The 15,900-nt window shown below is 66.8% G+C and carries 18 protein-coding genes; 11 read left to right on the plus strand and 7 right to left on the minus strand.

All coding sequences use genetic code 11. The features are described 5' to 3' along the window. The gene (locus DR843_RS16655; RefSeq protein WP_170119908.1) at positions 1 to 201 is read right to left on the minus strand and encodes a CopG family transcriptional regulator; all 201 of its coding nucleotides are present in this window, start codon (positions 199 to 201) and stop codon (positions 1 to 3) included. A 111-nt stretch (positions 202 to 312) separates the two neighbouring features. Between DR843_RS16655 and DR843_RS16660 the strand changes: the two genes are divergently transcribed. Then, the gene (locus DR843_RS16660) at positions 313 to 1,509 is read left to right on the plus strand and encodes an ATP-binding protein (protein WP_109687607.1); all 1,197 of its coding nucleotides are present in this window, start codon (positions 313 to 315) and stop codon (positions 1,507 to 1,509) included. 42 nt (positions 1,510 to 1,551) lie between these two features. On the opposite strand, the gene DR843_RS16665 is transcribed toward DR843_RS16660, so the two are convergent. Then, positions 1,552 to 2,328, minus strand: a complete 777-nt coding sequence (locus DR843_RS16665) for a hypothetical protein (protein WP_109687609.1) — start codon at positions 2,326 to 2,328, stop codon at positions 1,552 to 1,554. Between the two features lie 219 nt (positions 2,329 to 2,547). On the opposite strand from DR843_RS16665, the gene DR843_RS16670 reads away from it, so the two are divergent. Together DR843_RS16670 and DR843_RS16675 are read left to right on the plus strand one after the other, a co-directional pair. Beyond that, positions 2,548 to 4,119, plus strand: a complete 1,572-nt coding sequence (locus tag DR843_RS16670; RefSeq protein WP_109687611.1) for an alpha/beta hydrolase family protein — start codon at positions 2,548 to 2,550, stop codon at positions 4,117 to 4,119. A gap of 54 nt (positions 4,120 to 4,173) precedes the next feature. Next, the gene (locus DR843_RS16675) at positions 4,174 to 5,358 is read left to right on the plus strand and encodes a hypothetical protein (RefSeq protein WP_109687613.1); all 1,185 of its coding nucleotides are present in this window, start codon (positions 4,174 to 4,176) and stop codon (positions 5,356 to 5,358) included. A 231-nt stretch (positions 5,359 to 5,589) separates the two neighbouring features. On the opposite strand, the gene DR843_RS16685 is transcribed toward DR843_RS16675, so the two are convergent. Continuing rightward, positions 5,590 to 6,213 carry a cysteine hydrolase family protein gene (locus DR843_RS16685; RefSeq protein WP_109687615.1) on the minus strand — a complete coding sequence of 208 codons (624 nt, stop codon included), beginning with the start codon at positions 6,211 to 6,213 and terminating at the stop codon, positions 5,590 to 5,592. A 254-nt stretch (positions 6,214 to 6,467) separates the two neighbouring features. Between DR843_RS16685 and DR843_RS16690 the strand changes: the two genes are divergently transcribed. The 5 genes from DR843_RS16690 (at position 6,468) to DR843_RS16710 (ending at position 11,463) form a co-directional block, all read left to right on the plus strand. Then, positions 6,468 to 7,514: an RNA polymerase sigma factor gene (locus DR843_RS16690; RefSeq protein WP_170119909.1), complete on the plus strand. Its 1,047-nt coding sequence runs from the start codon at positions 6,468 to 6,470 to the stop codon at positions 7,512 to 7,514. A 5-nt stretch (positions 7,515 to 7,519) separates the two neighbouring features. Further along, positions 7,520 to 7,921 (plus strand): hypothetical protein, encoded by a 402-nt coding sequence (locus DR843_RS16695; protein WP_109687619.1) that lies wholly within the window; start codon positions 7,520 to 7,522, stop codon positions 7,919 to 7,921. 230 nt (positions 7,922 to 8,151) lie between these two features. After that, entirely contained in the window at positions 8,152 to 10,089 is a 1,938-nt protein-coding gene (locus DR843_RS16700; protein WP_109687621.1) for a hypothetical protein, read from the plus strand. 151 nt (positions 10,090 to 10,240) lie between these two features. Beyond that, positions 10,241 to 10,831: a class F sortase gene (locus DR843_RS16705; RefSeq protein ID WP_170119910.1), complete on the plus strand. Its 591-nt coding sequence runs from the start codon at positions 10,241 to 10,243 to the stop codon at positions 10,829 to 10,831. A gap of 113 nt (positions 10,832 to 10,944) precedes the next feature. After that, positions 10,945 to 11,463 (plus strand): TrmH family RNA methyltransferase, encoded by a 519-nt coding sequence (locus DR843_RS16710; protein WP_109687625.1) that lies wholly within the window; start codon positions 10,945 to 10,947, stop codon positions 11,461 to 11,463. Between the two features lie 67 nt (positions 11,464 to 11,530). Here the strand turns inward: DR843_RS16710 and DR843_RS16715 are convergent, their stop codons facing one another. Continuing rightward, entirely contained in the window at positions 11,531 to 12,268 is a 738-nt protein-coding gene (locus tag DR843_RS16715) for an AAA family ATPase (RefSeq protein WP_245934170.1), read from the minus strand. 99 nt (positions 12,269 to 12,367) lie between these two features. Here DR843_RS16715 and DR843_RS16720 point away from each other — a divergent pair, with 99 nt between their 5' ends. From DR843_RS16720 to DR843_RS16730, 3 genes are all read left to right on the plus strand, one after another. Continuing rightward, positions 12,368 to 12,622, plus strand: coding sequence for a type II toxin-antitoxin system Phd/YefM family antitoxin (locus DR843_RS16720; RefSeq protein ID WP_109687629.1), 255 nt, complete (start codon positions 12,368 to 12,370; stop codon positions 12,620 to 12,622). A 35-nt stretch (positions 12,623 to 12,657) separates the two neighbouring features. Then, entirely contained in the window at positions 12,658 to 13,014 is a 357-nt protein-coding gene (locus DR843_RS16725) for a type II toxin-antitoxin system VapC family toxin (protein WP_245934171.1), read from the plus strand. 224 nt (positions 13,015 to 13,238) lie between these two features. Continuing rightward, the gene (locus DR843_RS16730; RefSeq protein WP_109689112.1) at positions 13,239 to 13,526 is read left to right on the plus strand and encodes a DUF1330 domain-containing protein; all 288 of its coding nucleotides are present in this window, start codon (positions 13,239 to 13,241) and stop codon (positions 13,524 to 13,526) included. A 4-nt stretch (positions 13,527 to 13,530) separates the two neighbouring features. On the opposite strand, the gene DR843_RS16735 is transcribed toward DR843_RS16730, so the two are convergent. The 3 genes from DR843_RS16735 to DR843_RS16745 are packed head-to-tail and all read right to left on the minus strand — an operon-like array spanning position 13,531 to position 15,873. Continuing rightward, positions 13,531 to 13,932 (minus strand): ArsR/SmtB family transcription factor, encoded by a 402-nt coding sequence (locus DR843_RS16735; protein WP_146202608.1) that lies wholly within the window; start codon positions 13,930 to 13,932, stop codon positions 13,531 to 13,533. Continuing rightward, positions 13,929 to 14,735, minus strand: coding sequence for an SRPBCC family protein (locus DR843_RS16740; RefSeq protein WP_109687635.1), 807 nt, complete (start codon positions 14,733 to 14,735; stop codon positions 13,929 to 13,931). The genes DR843_RS16735 and DR843_RS16740 overlap by 4 nt, the downstream gene beginning before the upstream one ends. A gap of 1 nt (position 14,736) precedes the next feature. Beyond that, on the minus strand, positions 14,737 to 15,873 hold the full coding sequence (locus tag DR843_RS16745) for an FAD-binding protein (protein WP_109687637.1): 1,137 nt from the start codon (positions 15,871 to 15,873) through the stop codon (positions 14,737 to 14,739). Positions 15,874 to 15,900 lie beyond the last annotated feature (27 nt).

A 15,900-nucleotide genomic window follows, 5' to 3' on the forward strand; every position in this document is an offset into this window, starting at 1 on the left:
TCAGGCATCGGCCAAGCGGTCAAGTACCTCGCGGTTTTCGACGACCAATCGTTCCAGAAGCGCATCGCGGCGAGCGGTTCGGGCTGCCGTGTACTGCTCGATCGCCTCGACCGCGACGGCATGCATCGAGCGACCTTCGTGCTCGGCCGTCTTGCGAAGAGCAGCGGTCTGATCGTCGGTCAGCCGTAGTGTCATGGCCATGGGCCGATGATACCGAGTGGTATCGCGCAGTATCAATCCAATTTTTGCGACACGATCGGGTTCGCTAGGGATATATCGGGCGGACGCTAGATTCGCGTATACGGTGCGATCGTGGACCCGATCCGTAACCCGTACGCGCCCGGCGCCGGGCAGCGACCGCCGGAGTTGGCCGGTCGCGATGAGCAGTTGTCGACCTTCGCGATCACCCTGGAACGCGTCGCCCGAGGGCGTCCGGAGCGGTCGGTGGTGCTGATCGGATTGCGGGGTGTCGGCAAGACGGTGCTGCTGAACGCGTTGCGCTCCTCGGCGGTGCGGGCGGGGTGGGGCACCGGCAAGCTCGAGGCCCGTCCGGAGCAGCGACTGCGCCGACCGCTGTCCTCGGCGCTGCACCAGGGGTTGCGTGAGCTCGGAGCATCCGGGCCGGTCTTCGATCAGGTGCTCGGGGTGGTGAAGGCCTTCGCACAACGCGAGGCCGGACCGAACGCCAAGTTGCGGGACAAGTGGAGCCCGGGGATCGACGTACCTGCGGTATCCGGACGTGCAGACTCCGGTGACATCGAGATCGACCTGGTCGAATTGCTCTCAGACGTGGGCGGATTCGCCTCGGACGTCGGTCGCGGGGTGGCGATCTTCATCGACGAGATGCAGGACTTGCACCCCGAGGACGTGTCGGCGCTGTGCGCCGCGTGCCACGAGATCAGCCAGTCGGGGCTGCCGGTGCTGATCGTCGGAGCCGGGTTGCCGCACGTGCCGGCAGTGCTGTCGGCGTCAAAGTCGTACAGCGAGAGGCTGTTTCGATTCGCGCGCATCGACCGGCTACCGCGTGCGGAGGCTGACCGCGCATTGGTGACGCCCGCCGAAGAGGAGGGCGCGGCGTACGAGCCGGAAGCATTGGAGGCGATGTACGCCGTGACGGGCGGCTATCCGTATTTCATCCAGGCGTACGGCAAGGTCGTGTGGGACGCGGCGACGGCCTCGCCGATCACGGCGGCCGACGTGGAGATGGCGGCGCCGATCGCGGAGGCGGAGCTGGCGGTGGGCTTCTTCGGCTCGCGGTTCGACCGGGCGACGCCGGGCGAGCGGGAGTATCTGCGGGCGATGGCTGACGCAGCACTGGCCCTGGAGGAGTTGGACGACACCGAGTCGGTGCCGACGTCCGAGGTGGCGGTCGTGCTGGGCCGCAAACCCCAATCCCTTTCTCCTGCAAGGGATGCGTTGTTGAAGAAGGGGCTGATCTACTCCGGGGAGCGTGGGCGGATCGCGTTCACGGTGCCGCACTTCGGGCAGTACCTGCGCTCGCATGCCTAGCTGGTTGCTCCGTTGCCCGAGCGGGTCCGGAGTGGGCGCGGCCTACACCAGTGACGCGCACTGGCCGAGCGCGCTTCCGCCCACCACGTTGACCGAACCCGGCGCGAACCCACCCGAGACACCGGGGGTCAGCCGGTAGCAGATGAGGTTCCGCTGGATCGTGTTCTTGACGATGAAGACGCCGGGGGCGCCCGGGTCAGGGTCGCTCAGCGCGATGTCGTACAGCAGGACGTTGCGGCCGACCTTGTTGAACATCACGCCGATCCATTCGGTGTTCTGACCGGCGACGGTGATGTTGCGTCCGACGTTGTTGTTCTTGATCGACCACGGGATCACCGGTGAGCCACCGCCGAGCACCGCGACGTTGCCCCGGACGGTGACGCCGTTGAGCAGCACCACGGACGCCTTGAACGCGGTCACGTTGCCCTTGACCGAGATCGTCGAGTGGCCGGTCGGGTTGGTCTCGCATGGGTGAGCGGAGTTGCCGACGAGCTCAGCCGGTTGACAACCCAAGCCAAGCAACGAGCCTGAGCCGGCGGTGACATCGCCCCCCACGGTGATCGTGGCCGGTGCACTCTGGGCGTCAAAGGTCGCGTTGGATGCGACCCAGACGTTGCCGCGGACGGTGATCGTCGCGCCATCGGCAACCCCGCACTGACCCGTGACCTTCAGGTTGGAGTAGGTGCCGGACGGGACGAGCCCGCCGGTGCAGGTGTACCCGGAGGAACCGCCGGGGCCGGGCACACACGCCATCGCCGCGCTGCCGGTCATCGCCAGTACGCCGGTCGTCGCCAGAGTGCCGATCACTTTGAATCGCATTGCACCATTCATCAGCCGTGCCTTTCTGGGGTGGGCCTTGGATAGGAGACGGGACCCGGCATCGGCCCGCAACGCCCGGCATGGGCAAGGAGCAGCCAATCTCGCCGCAGATACACGCCCGGCTGTTGCCGTGCCTGCCGGGCAGGTCTAGCGTCAGTCGCTGTGACCTGGCGCACAGCGTCGGCATAGCGAAACCCGACCTCGAAGGAGTGGTCCCTGATGACCCCAGCCACCAGCCGCATGCGCAACCGCAGCCTGGCCGCGATCTGTGCAGTAGGAATTGCCGGTGGTGGGTTCCTCGGCACCGCAACGATCGCGAAGGCGGCACCGGCCGCCGTACCTTCTGGCCCAATTGCGTTCTCAATCAAGTCGTTTGACGGTACGACGATCACGGGCAACTACTTCCGGTCACCCGCCAGCGACGGGCGCCGAGCACCCACGGTGTTGGAGGGCCCGGGCTGGGGCGGGGCGGCGCTGACGGACCCCACGGCAGGCACGAGCACCTCCGGCGGCACCATCGGCGTGGCGCCGCTGTTGGCCAACGGCTACAACGTGGTCAGTTGGAACCCGCGAGGATTCCGTACGTCGACCGGTCAGGCGCAGGCCGACAGTCTGCTCTACGAGGGTCGCGACGTCTCGGCGATCCTGAACTGGGTGGCCCACCAGCCGTGGGCCCAGTTGGACCGTCCCGGCGACCCGGCCGTTGGGATGGTGGGCGGCTCGTACGGCGGCGGGGTGCAGTGGGCGGCCGCGGCCCTCGACCGACGGATCGACGCGATCGCCCCGGACATTTCGTGGAACTCGCTGACGACCAGCCTTTACCCCAACCGCACCGCGAAGTCCGGGTGGGCGACCTCGCTCTACCTCACGGCCGTCGGCGCGGGGCAGCGCAACAACCCCGTCATCGACACGACCTTCCAGCAGGCGGCCAGCTCGGTGACGATCTCCCAGCAGGGGATCAACTTCCTGGGTTCCTGGCAGCGCACGAACCTCGCCGCCTGGGTGCATGCGCCGGCGCTGATCCTGCAGGGCACGGTCGACACCCTGTTCCCCCTGGATGAGGCCGCGGCCAACTACGCAGCAGTCAGCCGCAACCGGGTGCCGGTCAAGATGGTGTGGTTCTGCGGCGGCCACGGCGTGTGCCTGACCAACCCCGGCGACACCAGTGTCATCGAGCGGGACACCCTCGCCTGGCTGAACCGATACGTGAAGCGTCAGCGCGTGAGCACCGGCGCCGGGTTCGAGTGGGTGGACCAGAACGGGGTCTGGCACTCCGCCGCGTCGTACCGGCCGAACAAGGTCAGCCACCGCGGTGTGAGCGCTGGCGGGTCCGGAACGTTGTCGCTGGTGCCCACCGGTGGGTCGGGTCCCTACACCGGACCGGGTGCCTCCCAGTTGGGACCGATCGCGTCCCTCATCGCGACGAAAGCGCCGAACGCGGTCAACGTCCCCATCCAATTCAACCGCGCCACAAAGGTTCTCGGTGCACCTCGCCTTTCGGTGACCTATTCCGGTACGGCGCCCGGCAGCACCAACCGGGTCCTCGCCCAGATCGTCGACAACAGTACGGGCGTCGTGCTCGGCAGCCAGTTGACGCCGTTCCCGGTGACGCTGGACGGGCGCACGCACCGCGTGAGTGTCCCGATGGAGTACATCGCAGCCAGTGCGACCGCGGGTCAGAGCTTCACGCTGCAACTGGTCGCCAACAGCAGCCAGATCAACGTGCGCCCCAGCGGTGGTTCGGTGACGTTCTCCAAGGTCTCCGTCACGTTGCCGGTCGCCGGACACTGAGCGGGGCCTGCGGGCGGGCGTGCGAAACTGGGGGTTCAGGACCCAGGAGGATGAGTGCCCTCGGAGGATCGGGACGTGGTGACCCAGGGGGTCCAGCGCGCTCGCGAACTGGCTGACGACTGGCAACGGTTACGGGCTGGGATCTGCCGCCGGTGCGGCGCGCCTGCGGGCACGCTGAAGTCGTTGTGCGCTGCCTGCGCCGCGCAACGAACGGTGGTCCGCCGTGACTACCGGATCGCTGCAGCGCAACGCAGTTCGGCCGGGTCGGTGACCATGCAGCACTGGTTGGAACTGCATCGCTGGGTCACCAGCCAGGGTTTCGGGCTCAAGGAGATCGCGGGCAACGACAACGAGTTCGCAGGACGGTGGCTGGCCAGTTCGGTTGATCTGGCGATCGCCACCGGCGAGGTCGACGGGGATGACGTGACCCAGTTCGAAGCGTCAGCGGCTCTCCTGCCCGTCTCGCAGGAAACCATTGCGACACAACGCAATCGGCTAATCCGGGCCAAATGGTTCCTCGACCTGCAACACGGATACCTGCCGCTGGTCCCCACGAGTTTCCCGCTCACCACCGGCGAGGTCTGCTACCTGGACGCGCCGGTCGCGCTGCACACCTTCGCCGACCAGAGCCGGTCCATCACGAGTCGGTTGATCCTCACCAACCACCGACTGGTCCTGGGTGCGCGCGAAATGCCGCTGATCGCCGTACGTCGAGCAGTGCCTTATCGCGACGCCGTCGTGTTGGAGCCGTTCACCGAGGGCTACTTCGTGGCCTATGACCCTCAGTGGGTGATCGCGTTGATCAACGCCACCCTGCAGGTCGGGCGCGGCGAGCTGACGGCGAAGGGGAACCGGCGGCCGATCCCCCAGCCGGTCGGCGCGGTCGCGGCGGCCGCAACCGCCCTGGAGGAAGGCGACCGCGTCGACGACGCGGCGCTGGTCCGCTCCCTGGCGGACCGGTGGGGTCACCTGTCGCCGGAGCTGCAAGTGCGCGCCGAGCGCGCGGCCGAGGCGATCCGCGGCACGTACGCCGTGTTGCAGCATCTGCCTCCCGACGCCCGCACGCGGAACGGCGACGACGGATTCACGCCCGCTCAGAACGCCGAAGTCTCCATCGACAACGCGATGCGTGCGCTCAGCGGCATCCTGCTCAGCGAGTACGAGCAGCACGCCGATCAACTCGAGGCGTTGCGGCATTACACGTCGCAGTGGTCGGACAGCGGCGACCTCACGCTGTAGACGTTCGGACCTTTCGGACTAGTTCGAATAGTCCGAAATTGATACCGCGACGGCGTGACGCAGATCCTGCCTTCGACCGAGTGATCGTTGCTCAGGCTGTGCGCAGAGGGCTGACGATCGCAACGAGCGACGCGATCATCCAGGGTGCGAGCCTCGGCCCGATCATCGACACCCGGCGTTGAGTGGTGAACCTCGCTCCGCCGAGTATGCGCAGGTGAATTGTCCTGAGCCTTAGGCAGGTAGCGCTGCCGCGACGGCGGTTGACTCCGTCGGCAACGAGAACATCGGGTAGTCGTAGCTGATCGCGTTGTCGTGCTCCTCGACCGAGGTTGCGGCGGTGCAGTCGGTGAGGGTGATCACGCGGTAGCCGTTCTCGTACGCCGATCGCATGGTCGACTCGACACAACAGTTGGTCAGGAACCCGCCCAGGATGACGGTGTCGATGCCTTTGCTGCGCAGGATGAAGTCGAGGTTGGTGCTGGCGAAGGTGTCCAGACCACGCTTGCCCTCGATCAGGATGTCGCCGTCCTGGGGCGCGAGGTCATCGACGATCGTGGCCCCCCAGGTGTCCTTCACGAAGGCATTGCCGGCGACCACGCCGGCGAGGATGCCGTACGGGTGACGGGACAACTCGCCGTACCCGGGTGCGAACGTGATCGGTGCGTGCATGATCGTGACCCCGGCGGCGCGCGCTTTGTCAACGAGCGCAACGGTATTCGCGAGCATTCCGGTCTTCTCCATGACCGGCGCCACCGCGTCGTGCAGGACGCCGCCCGGGGAGGTGAACTCGTTCTGGAACTCGATGAGCACCACCGCCGTACGCTCGGGATCAAGGGTCAGCTGTTCCTCGGACATGGGGCCTCCTGGCTCGCAAACGTGAACTGGGTCACTCCATGGAACCCCGCGCCGCGCCGCGCGACAAGCGGTTCGGCGAATGTGGGATCCGGCCCTGGAATGCAGGGGCGGAACCGGGTCAGCGGTCCACAAGCCGATGAGGGCCTACGAGCGCGGTCTGCTAAGAAGGGCTCCACAGACCCGCGGCGAACGGTCGCGGAGTCCTGACGCGCTGTGAACCCCCCATGGTGCGCCGAACCAGAAGGAGGACTTGGGTGTCCGTTCCTCAAGTACGCCGAATTCTGCGCCGGGGCCCGGCATCTGCAGCCCACGCGCACGTCCGTGGCATGCCGCCGCGGCGCACATCGGGTGGGTCCGCTGCCACGCTGACACCGGTTGATGATGAGGACGCATTGCTGCTGCAGCAGATCCGCGGCGGCGACCAGGCAGCCCTGAGCATCCTGTGGTGCCGCTACTACCCGATGACGCTCGCGGTGGCCCGCCGGTACACATTCCAGTCATCGGACGCCGAAGAAGTGACGGCCGAAGTGTTCGCGTCGCTGCTGAGAGCCCTGCGCAACGGAGCCGGGCCCACCTCCTCGATCCGGTCGTATCTAGCCACCTCCGTGCGCAACCTGGCCGGGCGACGCGCCACGGCACGCACCGGTGAGGTGCTCACCGACGACGACGCCGTATTCGAGAACCCCGACGGGGATCTCGCCGATCCGGTCGCCGTCTCCGGTGACCGACTCCTCGTGCGGGAAGCCTTCAATTCGTTGCCCTCCCGATGGCAGGTGGTGCTCTGGCGGACCGCCGTGGATCACGACAGTCACGCGGTCATCGGCGAGGATCTGGGGTTGCAGCCCAACAGTGTGGCGGCGCTGGCGCGGCGGGCGCGGCTGGCGTTCCGCACGGCGTACGTGCAGGCGCATGCCTCGACCGGCGCTGTCTCCGAAGCGTGCCAACCGTTCGTGCCCCGGCTGGCGTCGCTGTTGCTGCCCGGGGGTGGTGTCGGCAGTACGCCGCGTGACGTCTCCGACCACGTGCGCGACTGCGACACGTGTCAGGAGCGGTTGATGGAGTTGATCTCCGTTGATCGACAACTCGGCGCGTTCATCGCCCCGCTGATCCTGGCGGCGCCCGGGGGCTGGCGGGCGCCGCCGGTCTTGCGGGTGGCGCCGGTCTTGCGGGCGGCGCGGGTGTTGCGGGCGGCGCGGGAGCGACTGCCGGAGCTGCCGGTACGGGTGTCGCCTCAGCCTCGGCAGCGCGGAGCGCGCGGCGCGGCACCGCGCTGGCTGCTGCGGCCGCGGTCGCGGCGGTAGCCGCAGTGGGCGCTGGCTACTGGGCAGGCACCGGCCACCCGCGCAGTGAGGCTGCGGTCTCGGTGGCGGTGATGGCCACCGGTCACACGGACACCAGCCAAACCTGGTTCCTCCTGACCTCCAGCAGTTCTCCCGTGACGTTGAAGACCATCACCTTGAACCTGAACCGGCCGGCGACCGCCGTCTCCGGCGGTGGGGCATGGACGTCCTGCGAGACCGGCACATCCACGATCACCTGTACGCCGGCGGCCCGCGAGGCGGCCAGCTGGTCGGGCCAGATCACGGTGACCTCCCCGCCCGGCGACGACCCCGCGGCATCCAGCGCGACCATCACGTACGTCGTTGACGGGCGCGGCGTGACCGAGGAGGTGCCGCTCCGGTCTGAAACCCCCGGGTCCGAATCCTGAGATTTTCCGACCCGTTCGGCTGCCGCGCGTCATGTTCTCCGCCGCAACCGCTCTCCCCTAACTGGTGACGCAAATTGCCACCGGCGGCCCAACCGGCCGCGCAGCGAAGGAGAGCCGTGAACAGGAAACACAACCGATCGCATGGGCGACGAGCACGCAACCGTGCCCTGTCGCGTGGCCCGATAACCACGTGGGGAGCCATTCTGGCGATCCTGTGTGCGGTTGGATTGGTGATCCTGCCCGTCGGTCGGGCGTCCGCCGCCGACATCGGCGCTGGTCTGACCAACGTCACGACCACCCTCGTCAGCGGCCCGGCGTCGACCACCGAACACAGCGGCCAGGCCTACGACATGTCGTTCAATGCCTGCCTGCCCTCGTCGGCTCAGTCCGGCGACAGCTGGTCGGTCACGCTGCCCTCGCAGCTGACCTCGTGGCCGGCGGGTTTCAACATCACCAACCCCAACGACAGCAACGACACCTGGATCAAGGTCAGCATCACCGACGGCGTCGCCACCTTCACCCTGACCGAGTCCGGTGCCGCACAGAGCAACCTGTGCTTCCGGTCCCAGTTCGGCGGGACGCTCAAGGACTCGGTGACGGCCGGTCAGCAGACTCTCACCACCACCGTCCACGGCGGTGTCACCTCCACGACCGGGACGATCGAGGTGACGACCGGACCGACGGGCGGCTCCTACCCGCCCGAGGACGACGGGAAGTGGCTTGGGTTCAACGACCCGAGCGATCAATGCCGGACCACCACTGCCGACTGCATCACCGCCGGCGTCTGGCTCGCGGGCGGCGACCGGGGCGTTGTGACCATCACCGAGAAGTCGCAGCCGAACTGGACCTTCGACTGCTCCGCGACTCCCAGCCTGGTCACCGACACCTACGACGGCTCGGGCGGAGTGACCCAGTCCTGGGACCAGTCGCGATTCAAACTCATCTCCTGCTCCCCGACCTCAGTCGTCGCGACCGTCGACACCGCCGGATCGAAGCAGTCGGAAACGTCCTTCACCGTGATCTACACCCTCAACGCCGTTGCGCCCGGCGGCAGCGGCCTGGTGACCTACGCCAACGACGCAACCATCAGCAATGACCAAGGCAGCGAACAGGTCAGCGCTTCCATCCAATCCACCTATGTCGGCGGCTCCGCCGACGGCGCCGGCATCTACCTCAAGAAGACCGACGCCGCGGGCAACCACGCACCGGATCCGTCCTCCCCGGTCTCGTTGGACTCCGGCAGCACGGGCCTGGTCTTCTCGATCCAGAACAACGGCACCCAGGCCCTGACCGATATCGAGGTCAGTGACGAAGTCATCGCTGGAAGCGGCACCGTCAGCGACCTGAACTGCACGTTCCCCGACGGCAGCACCGGCACCACCTGGGCCGGACCGTTCGCCACTAACAGCAACTTCACCTGTACGGCGCAGCTCAGCGGGGTCAGCGGAGCCCACGAGGACCGGGCCACCGTCACCGCGAAGGGTGATGCGGGTACCCCGTTGAACTCCTCCGACACCTACAACGCGGTGACGACCCCGCCCTCCAGCTCGCCGACCAGCCCGTCGTCGACTACGTCGTCCTCGACTACGTCGCCGTCGACCTCGCCGACCAGCCCGTCGTCGACTACGTCGTCCTCGACTACGTCGCCGTCGACCTCGCCGACCAGCCCGTCGTCGACTACGTCGTCCTCGACTACTTCGTCACCGACGAGCCCGTCGTCGACCAGCTCGACCACGACGTCTTCGTCACCGACGAGCCCGTCGTCGACCACTTCGACCACTTCGACCACTTCGACCTCGACGTCTTCGTCGCCGACGAGCCCGTCGTCGACCACTTCGACCTCGACGTCTTCGTCGCCGACCAGTCCGAGGTCGACCACTTCGACCACGACTTCGCCGACCAGCCCGTCGTCGACAACTTCGTCGACTACTTCGTCCTCGACTTCGCCGACGAGCCCGTCGTCGACCAGCTCGACCTCCACGACTGTCCCGCCCTCTTCGTCCAGCACGACTCCGCCCGGGACGGTGACGACCACGGGACCGGTCATCATCACCGACGGCAGCAGTGTGTCGGGGGGCAACACCGGTCGCGATCCATGGGTCTGGGTCTCCGCGACCCTCCTGCTGGGTGCCGCCGTGGGTCTGCTGACGCTACGTCTGCGCCACTGATCCAGCGCGGGGTGGCGGATGCGGACCGTCCGCCACCCCCGCGCTTCAGTCCATACCGGCCACACCTGCCCGACCCCACCCCGTTAACGGAGATCCGTGTATGACCGTCTACCGCCCAGGCTGCCTGGCGCGACGTACTGCCCTGGTAGCTATGGCACTTGGCGGCCTGGCGGTGTCGGTTTCGGGCTGCTCGGCTCCGGCGGCGAATGTCGGCAGCAGCGGGTCGGCCGGGACAGTCGACTCGGCCGCCGTGCCGGCCCCGACGGGATTCAGCACACGCTCGGCGGTGCGAGCCGCGACGTCGCAATCGTGCCTGCCTGTGCGATTGGTCGTGCCCTCGATCGGAATCGACGAGAGCGTGGCAGCGATGGGAACCAATAGCCAGGGCCAGATCTACCCGCCGCCGCACACCACTATCTGGTACGACAGGTCCGTGCGACCCGGGCAGGACGGGATCGCTGTCATTGCAGGGCACGTCACGTATGACGGGCCGGACAACTTCTACCGTTTGAACACGGTCAAGGATGGCGCCCAGATCCAGATCGGGTGCGACAGCGGCCGGACGCTGAACGTCACGGTGCGCCGGCAGGCGTCGATCTCCAAAACCGCGCTGACCACCGATCAGCGCGTCTGGGGTGCCAGCAGCACGCCGGTCGTCACGCTGATCACCTGCGATATCGCCAGCAAGGTGGTGCAGGGCCACCACGTCAACAACTACGTGGTGTGGGCGACGTTGACCTGACCTCGGCGTTACGCTGGGAGTTCCTTCGTCGATGGACCGGCGCCGCCGCGTAATGGCGTCCCCTGAATGATCATCAGTTCTCTCTCCCGTCAAGGAGCCCGCCGGTCGCTGCAGTGAGCGGCGCCAAGACCAAGCGGCCCGAACTACGCGAACAACGACGACGTGGCCGGCACCGCTGTTGGGACCACCTCATCGTCGCGCCGCTCTGGGTGGCGTACGACGCGAACCTGGGCACCCTGTTGCGTACCTGCGACGCGGTGGGTGGTTGCCTTGCCGTTCCGCGCACACCTCACTACCGACAGGCGCTGGCCAAAGGGGACACGCTCAAGGGCCGTCGCCCGTGCATTCACTGGGTCGCACCGAGCAAAGAAGTATGGCTCGACGAGCAGCGTGCCGCCGGAAAGCGTTTAGTCGCAGTGGAACTCGCAGAAGGCGCGACGCCGCTGCCTCGACTTGAACCTGCCCGCGACAGCACGGTGCTGCTGCTCGGGCACGAGCATCACGGCATTCCCGACGCGGTGCTCGCGCAGGTCGACGAGTGCGTCGAGATCCCGATGATCGGTTGGGGCGCCAGTCTCAACGTTGCGGTCGCCGGCAGTCTGGTGGCGTACCGGCTGGCCGGCCTTTCGTGAGCACGTGGGGTCATCGACTACGTATGCGGTGAGACCGGCCGACGGTGCAACCTGAAGGGACACCTGGCTACCGCAGATGGCGTAGGTAGCGCTCCGGTCCGTGGCAGAAGTTGCGGTAGTGATGCACGGATTCCAAGTCCTCCCAGGCGGATTCATGCATGCCGTCGTCGGTGAGCTCGATCAGGTGGGCATCGGGGAGGGCCGCGAGGATCGGCGAGTGAGTGGCCACCAGCAACTGGGTGTTGGGCCGACCGGCCATCTCCATGAATTGACCGAGCAAACGCAGTTGAGCGGTGAAGGACAGCCCGGCCTCCGGTTCGTCGAGCACGTAGAACCCGCCACCGCTGAATCGCTTGGTGTCCAACAACGCCCCGAACGACTGGCCGTGGCTGAGGGGAGGGAAGTCCGGATCCAGAGTGCCGCTCCCGGCTCGGGTCGAGTCCAGGAAGGTGAACAGACCGTGCGTCGTCTCGGCGCGGACGAAGTAGCCCCACTTGGGTGCTCCGGCGCCGCGGATGAGCCGCAACCAGGAGTGCAGCGGCGACTCGCTGGACCAGGTCGTGTGGGTGGCGTGGATCGAGCCGCCTTCGCCGTTCAGGCCGTAGGCCATGGCAACGGCCTCGAGGATGGTGGATTTGCCCGTGCCGTTCTCGCCGACGAGCACGGTGGTCTTGGGTAGATCCAAGCCGTCGGACAGCAACTGCCGGACAGGGGCAAGGTGCAGGAGCCAGTGCTGGTCCGGAATGGCTTCGGGGTCCGCTTCGATGCGCCGGATGGGTAGCGGATCCAGCCACGCCTGGTTCACATCATCGACGGTACGACGACGCACCGACATGCAGGGGCTCAGCCCAGGGCGGTGCTCGATTGTGCTACGAGAGTGCTACATGCGGGATATGCTGAGGCTATGCGGACCATCTCTCAGCGCGAACTGCGCAACGACAACGCGGAGATAATGCGTGCTGTGGAGGCCGGCGAGTCTTTCGTGGTCACTCGCAACGGCACGACCATTGCTGTCGTTCGCCCGATCTCTGACGCCGAGGTGATGGCAGGGCTACCGCTGGCACGCGCTGGTGAGCCGGCCGACTACCGGTCATGGCCACGGGTGAAGACCGCGACCGACACGGCGAACGTCCTTGCGGAACTTCGTGATGAGCGATGACCCAAATCCGTTGGTACCTGGACACTTCCGCTGCATTGAAGCTGCTGGTCGAGGAAGCGGAATCGACCGTGTTGGCGGGGGAAATCGCCGATCGGCGCGTTCGACTCGAAGCCTGCCGTCTGCTGGAGACGGAGATGCGGCGCGCGGCTATCCGCTTGGGGTCGCTTTCCCAGGAGATGGTCTCGGACTTCCTGCGCACCATTGATCTGTACGACGTCCCGCCATCGCTCCACCGGACCGCGGGACTGCTGCCCGGAGTCCACCTGCGGTCACTCGACGCGCTGCACCTTGCGGCCGCCACCACGCTCGATGTCGACGCGGTGTGCACGTACCACGACCGGCTGGCGGCTTCTGCTTCCGAGGTTGGGATCCGCGTCGTCGCTCCGCGGTGAGCCCGTGAGCGATCGAACACTGACCGGGCGGGACCAGCGAGAGCCCGTCGTGCCGAGCGACTAGTGACGAAACCGCCACGAGTTGAGGGGTCACACGGTGGATGGGCCGCGACTAGTGACGAAACCGCCACCAGTTGCGGGGAGGGCGGTCCAGGCTGAGTGAGGTCGTCATCGTCACCGGACGACTATCGCGCGCGAGTGCCGCGATGGACGAGGATGTCGGTGTGAGCGCTTATTGGATCAGCACCTACCTCGAAGTCCTCGACGAGAGCAAGATGGCGGCGTACGCAGCACTCGCCGGCCCCGCTATCACCGCGGCGGGCGGCACGTTCCTCGCCCGAGGTGAGGCGGCTGCCGCCTGGGAGGCGGGTAAGCCGATGCGATCGGTGGTGATCGAGTTCGACAGTGTGGAGGCAGCCATTGCTGCCCATGACAGCCCCGCCTACCAGGAGGCGCTCGCTGCTCTCGACGGCGGCGTCGTGCGCGACCTGCGAATCATCCCGGGCGTCTAAAGGGTCAGTGACAGGTCGCCTCGAACGGGCACGTGTCGCAATCGAAGGAGTTCACACACGGGGTCAATGCGTGCTTGAACGCCAACTCGATGAGCCGGTGATACTCCTCCACGGTCTCCAGATTCAGCGTGTAGTGCACCCGCGGGCCGGCTTCGTCGCGATGCACCCAGCCGGCCCGGTGCAGGATCTTCAGGTGCTTGGTGGCGGTCGGCTGACTGATCCGCAACGCCGCGGCGACCTCGCTGACCGACAGCGGTGAGTCCTGGTGCGAGCCGAGGACTTTGATCATCTTCATGCGCGCAGGAAAGCCCAGCGCGGCCTGGAGTTCGCAGCAACGCTCCACCAGTCCGCGCGACCGGGGCCGGACGGCCAGCACCCGGGGAGCGCTGGCCGGGGTCGATGTCACGACACGACTGTAGGCGCGTGTGCCCTGTCCGCGCCGAGCGGACGGGGGCGGGCCTCGTTGGAGAACACGCCCATCGACCGGACCGCCGCGTTCACCAAGGACGGCCGCTGCCGTCCCTCGGCGACCTTCTTCACCTTCTCCAGCATCTTGCGGACCATGAACACTGACGGGCAGCCCAGCAGCACCACGACCAGGGCCGTGGGTACCTTGCCCGCGGGCTCCAGCACGGTGTCGCAACGGTTGACGAAGCGCGTCCGGCCGTCGGGCAGTTCCTGGAGCACGAAGTTCCAGGTCCAGGCGAAGTTCTTCAGACCGACCGGCAGCAACGCCATCCCACCCTGGGCCGTGGGCGGACGGCGGGTGTCGGACAGCGACGTGAAGTAGTGCCCCGGCTCGACGTCCATGACCTGGGAGCCGACGCCGGCCTGGTGATAGAAGAGGAAGTCGCCCGGCGTGACCTCTTGCCAGTCGTCGACCTGCTCGTAGGTGTTGAAGATGTGGAAGGTGAAGAGGCGCTCCAACCAGGCCAGCGCGTAGAAACCGCCCTTCCGAGAACCGAGCTGGGCGATCACCGGCCACACGACGTCGATGGGGGCGTCGATGGTGATCTCCTCCTGCAACCGCAGCGGTTTGTCAGCAGGTAGCAGCAGGTCATCCCCGGGCAACGATTCGTCCAGCTTCTCCTTCGGGCTCCAGGCGCCGCGCCCGTAGGCCCAGAAGTAGCTGAAGATGCCCACGGGGACAGCAGCGACGGCTCCGGCCGTCAGTGCCGGATGTTTGGCGAGAGTCTTGATCAGTCCCATGTCAGGCCTTCTTCTTGAGAATCTGGTGGGCCGCGTAGACCCCGGAGATGGCGGCAGGCTCCAGGCCCAGCCCGTTGTGGTCACCAGCGACGTAGGTGCTGTCGCCGTACTGCTGCTCGACGTATGCACGGCCGGTGACGTACATCGCCTTGTCCCACGCCTTGCGGCCGATCACCTCGAAGTCGGCGAACAGCGCCGGCAGGTCGATCTTCGGTTCGCGGCTGTAGACCAGGTAGCTGCCATCGTCCTGCCGGGCGGTGAAGATCACCGGGGACGTCGGCGGGAACAGGTTCATCTCTTCGGTGTCCAGGCCCGGCTTGAGCGTGCCGGAGACGTGCTCCACGTACAGCTGGCAGGTCTGGCGCAACTCGCCCAGATCCAGGAACTTCGCCGTCACCGCGGCCGGTGTGGCGAAGACGACGTTGCGGGCCTGGAGGGTGCTGCCGTCGGCCAGGGTGACTGTGTGGACACCGGCGTCGAGTGAGTGCGTCACGACGGTGCCGCGGTGGAAGTGCTCACCCAGGCGGGCGGCCTCGACCACTTCATCGAATTCGAACCGGTGGATCGGCACGACCAACCCTTGGCAGACGTTCAAGAAGTCCAGGGCGGTGATCGAGTCCAGGTCAACTCCCGTGCAGGCGTAGGAGAACTTCGAGACGTAGTCCTCGGCGACCTTCCCCAGGTGGTGTTCGGCGATGAACTCGGCGGCCGGCTGCGCGAACAGTTCGGCGATGTAGGGATCGACGGCCATCGCTTCGCGCTGCGACATGAACTCGCAGTTCTTCTTGAACCGGTCGTAGTGCCGGATGAAGCGCGTCATCACCGCAGCGAACACCGCCAGACCGGGCTGGCGAAGGAACGTGTGGCCGCTCAGGGTCGCGAACGAGTGACCGTTGCCGTCGTGGAACCGACAGGACAACGGATTGATCCAGGTACGGCGAGTGACCAACTTCTCCGCGTGGTGATAGTTCGCCATCACGAAGTAGGCGCCAAAATTCACCCCCTCCTTCTGGCTGTAGCAGATGCGCCCGCCCAGGTTCTCGGAGACGAGGGCGTAGTCGGCCCCGCCCTCCTGAAGCGTGTGCGCACAACTCAGGCCGGCGCTACCGGCACCAACGACAACGGCGTCGTGGATCATCACAAACTCCTCGTATAGCAGTTCAGC

Source organism: Branchiibius hedensis, from assembly GCF_900108585.1.
Taxonomy (GTDB): domain Bacteria; phylum Actinomycetota; class Actinomycetes; order Actinomycetales; family Dermatophilaceae; genus Branchiibius; species Branchiibius hedensis.

Excerpts from the sequence above, each read along its gene's own strand:
- DR843_RS16705 (WP_170119910.1), top strand. The coding sequence starts at position 10,241 with ATGGCACTTGGCGGCCTGGCGGTGTCGGTTTCGGGCTGCTCGGCTCCG.
- DR843_RS16655 (WP_170119908.1), bottom strand. The coding sequence starts at position 201 with ATGGCCATGACACTACGGCTGACCGACGATCAGACCGCTGCTCTTCGC.
- DR843_RS16665 (WP_109687609.1), bottom strand. The coding sequence starts at position 2,328 with ATGCGATTCAAAGTGATCGGCACTCTGGCGACGACCGGCGTACTGGCG.
- DR843_RS16745 (WP_109687637.1), bottom strand. The coding sequence starts at position 15,873 with ATGATCCACGACGCCGTTGTCGTTGGTGCCGGTAGCGCCGGCCTGAGT.
- DR843_RS16685 (WP_109687615.1), bottom strand. The coding sequence starts at position 6,213 with ATGTCCGAGGAACAGCTGACCCTTGATCCCGAGCGTACGGCGGTGGTG.
- DR843_RS16670 (WP_109687611.1), top strand. The coding sequence starts at position 2,548 with ATGACCCCAGCCACCAGCCGCATGCGCAACCGCAGCCTGGCCGCGATC.
- DR843_RS16720 (WP_109687629.1), top strand. The coding sequence starts at position 12,368 with ATGCGGACCATCTCTCAGCGCGAACTGCGCAACGACAACGCGGAGATA.
- DR843_RS16740 (WP_109687635.1), bottom strand. The coding sequence starts at position 14,735 with ATGGGACTGATCAAGACTCTCGCCAAACATCCGGCACTGACGGCCGGA.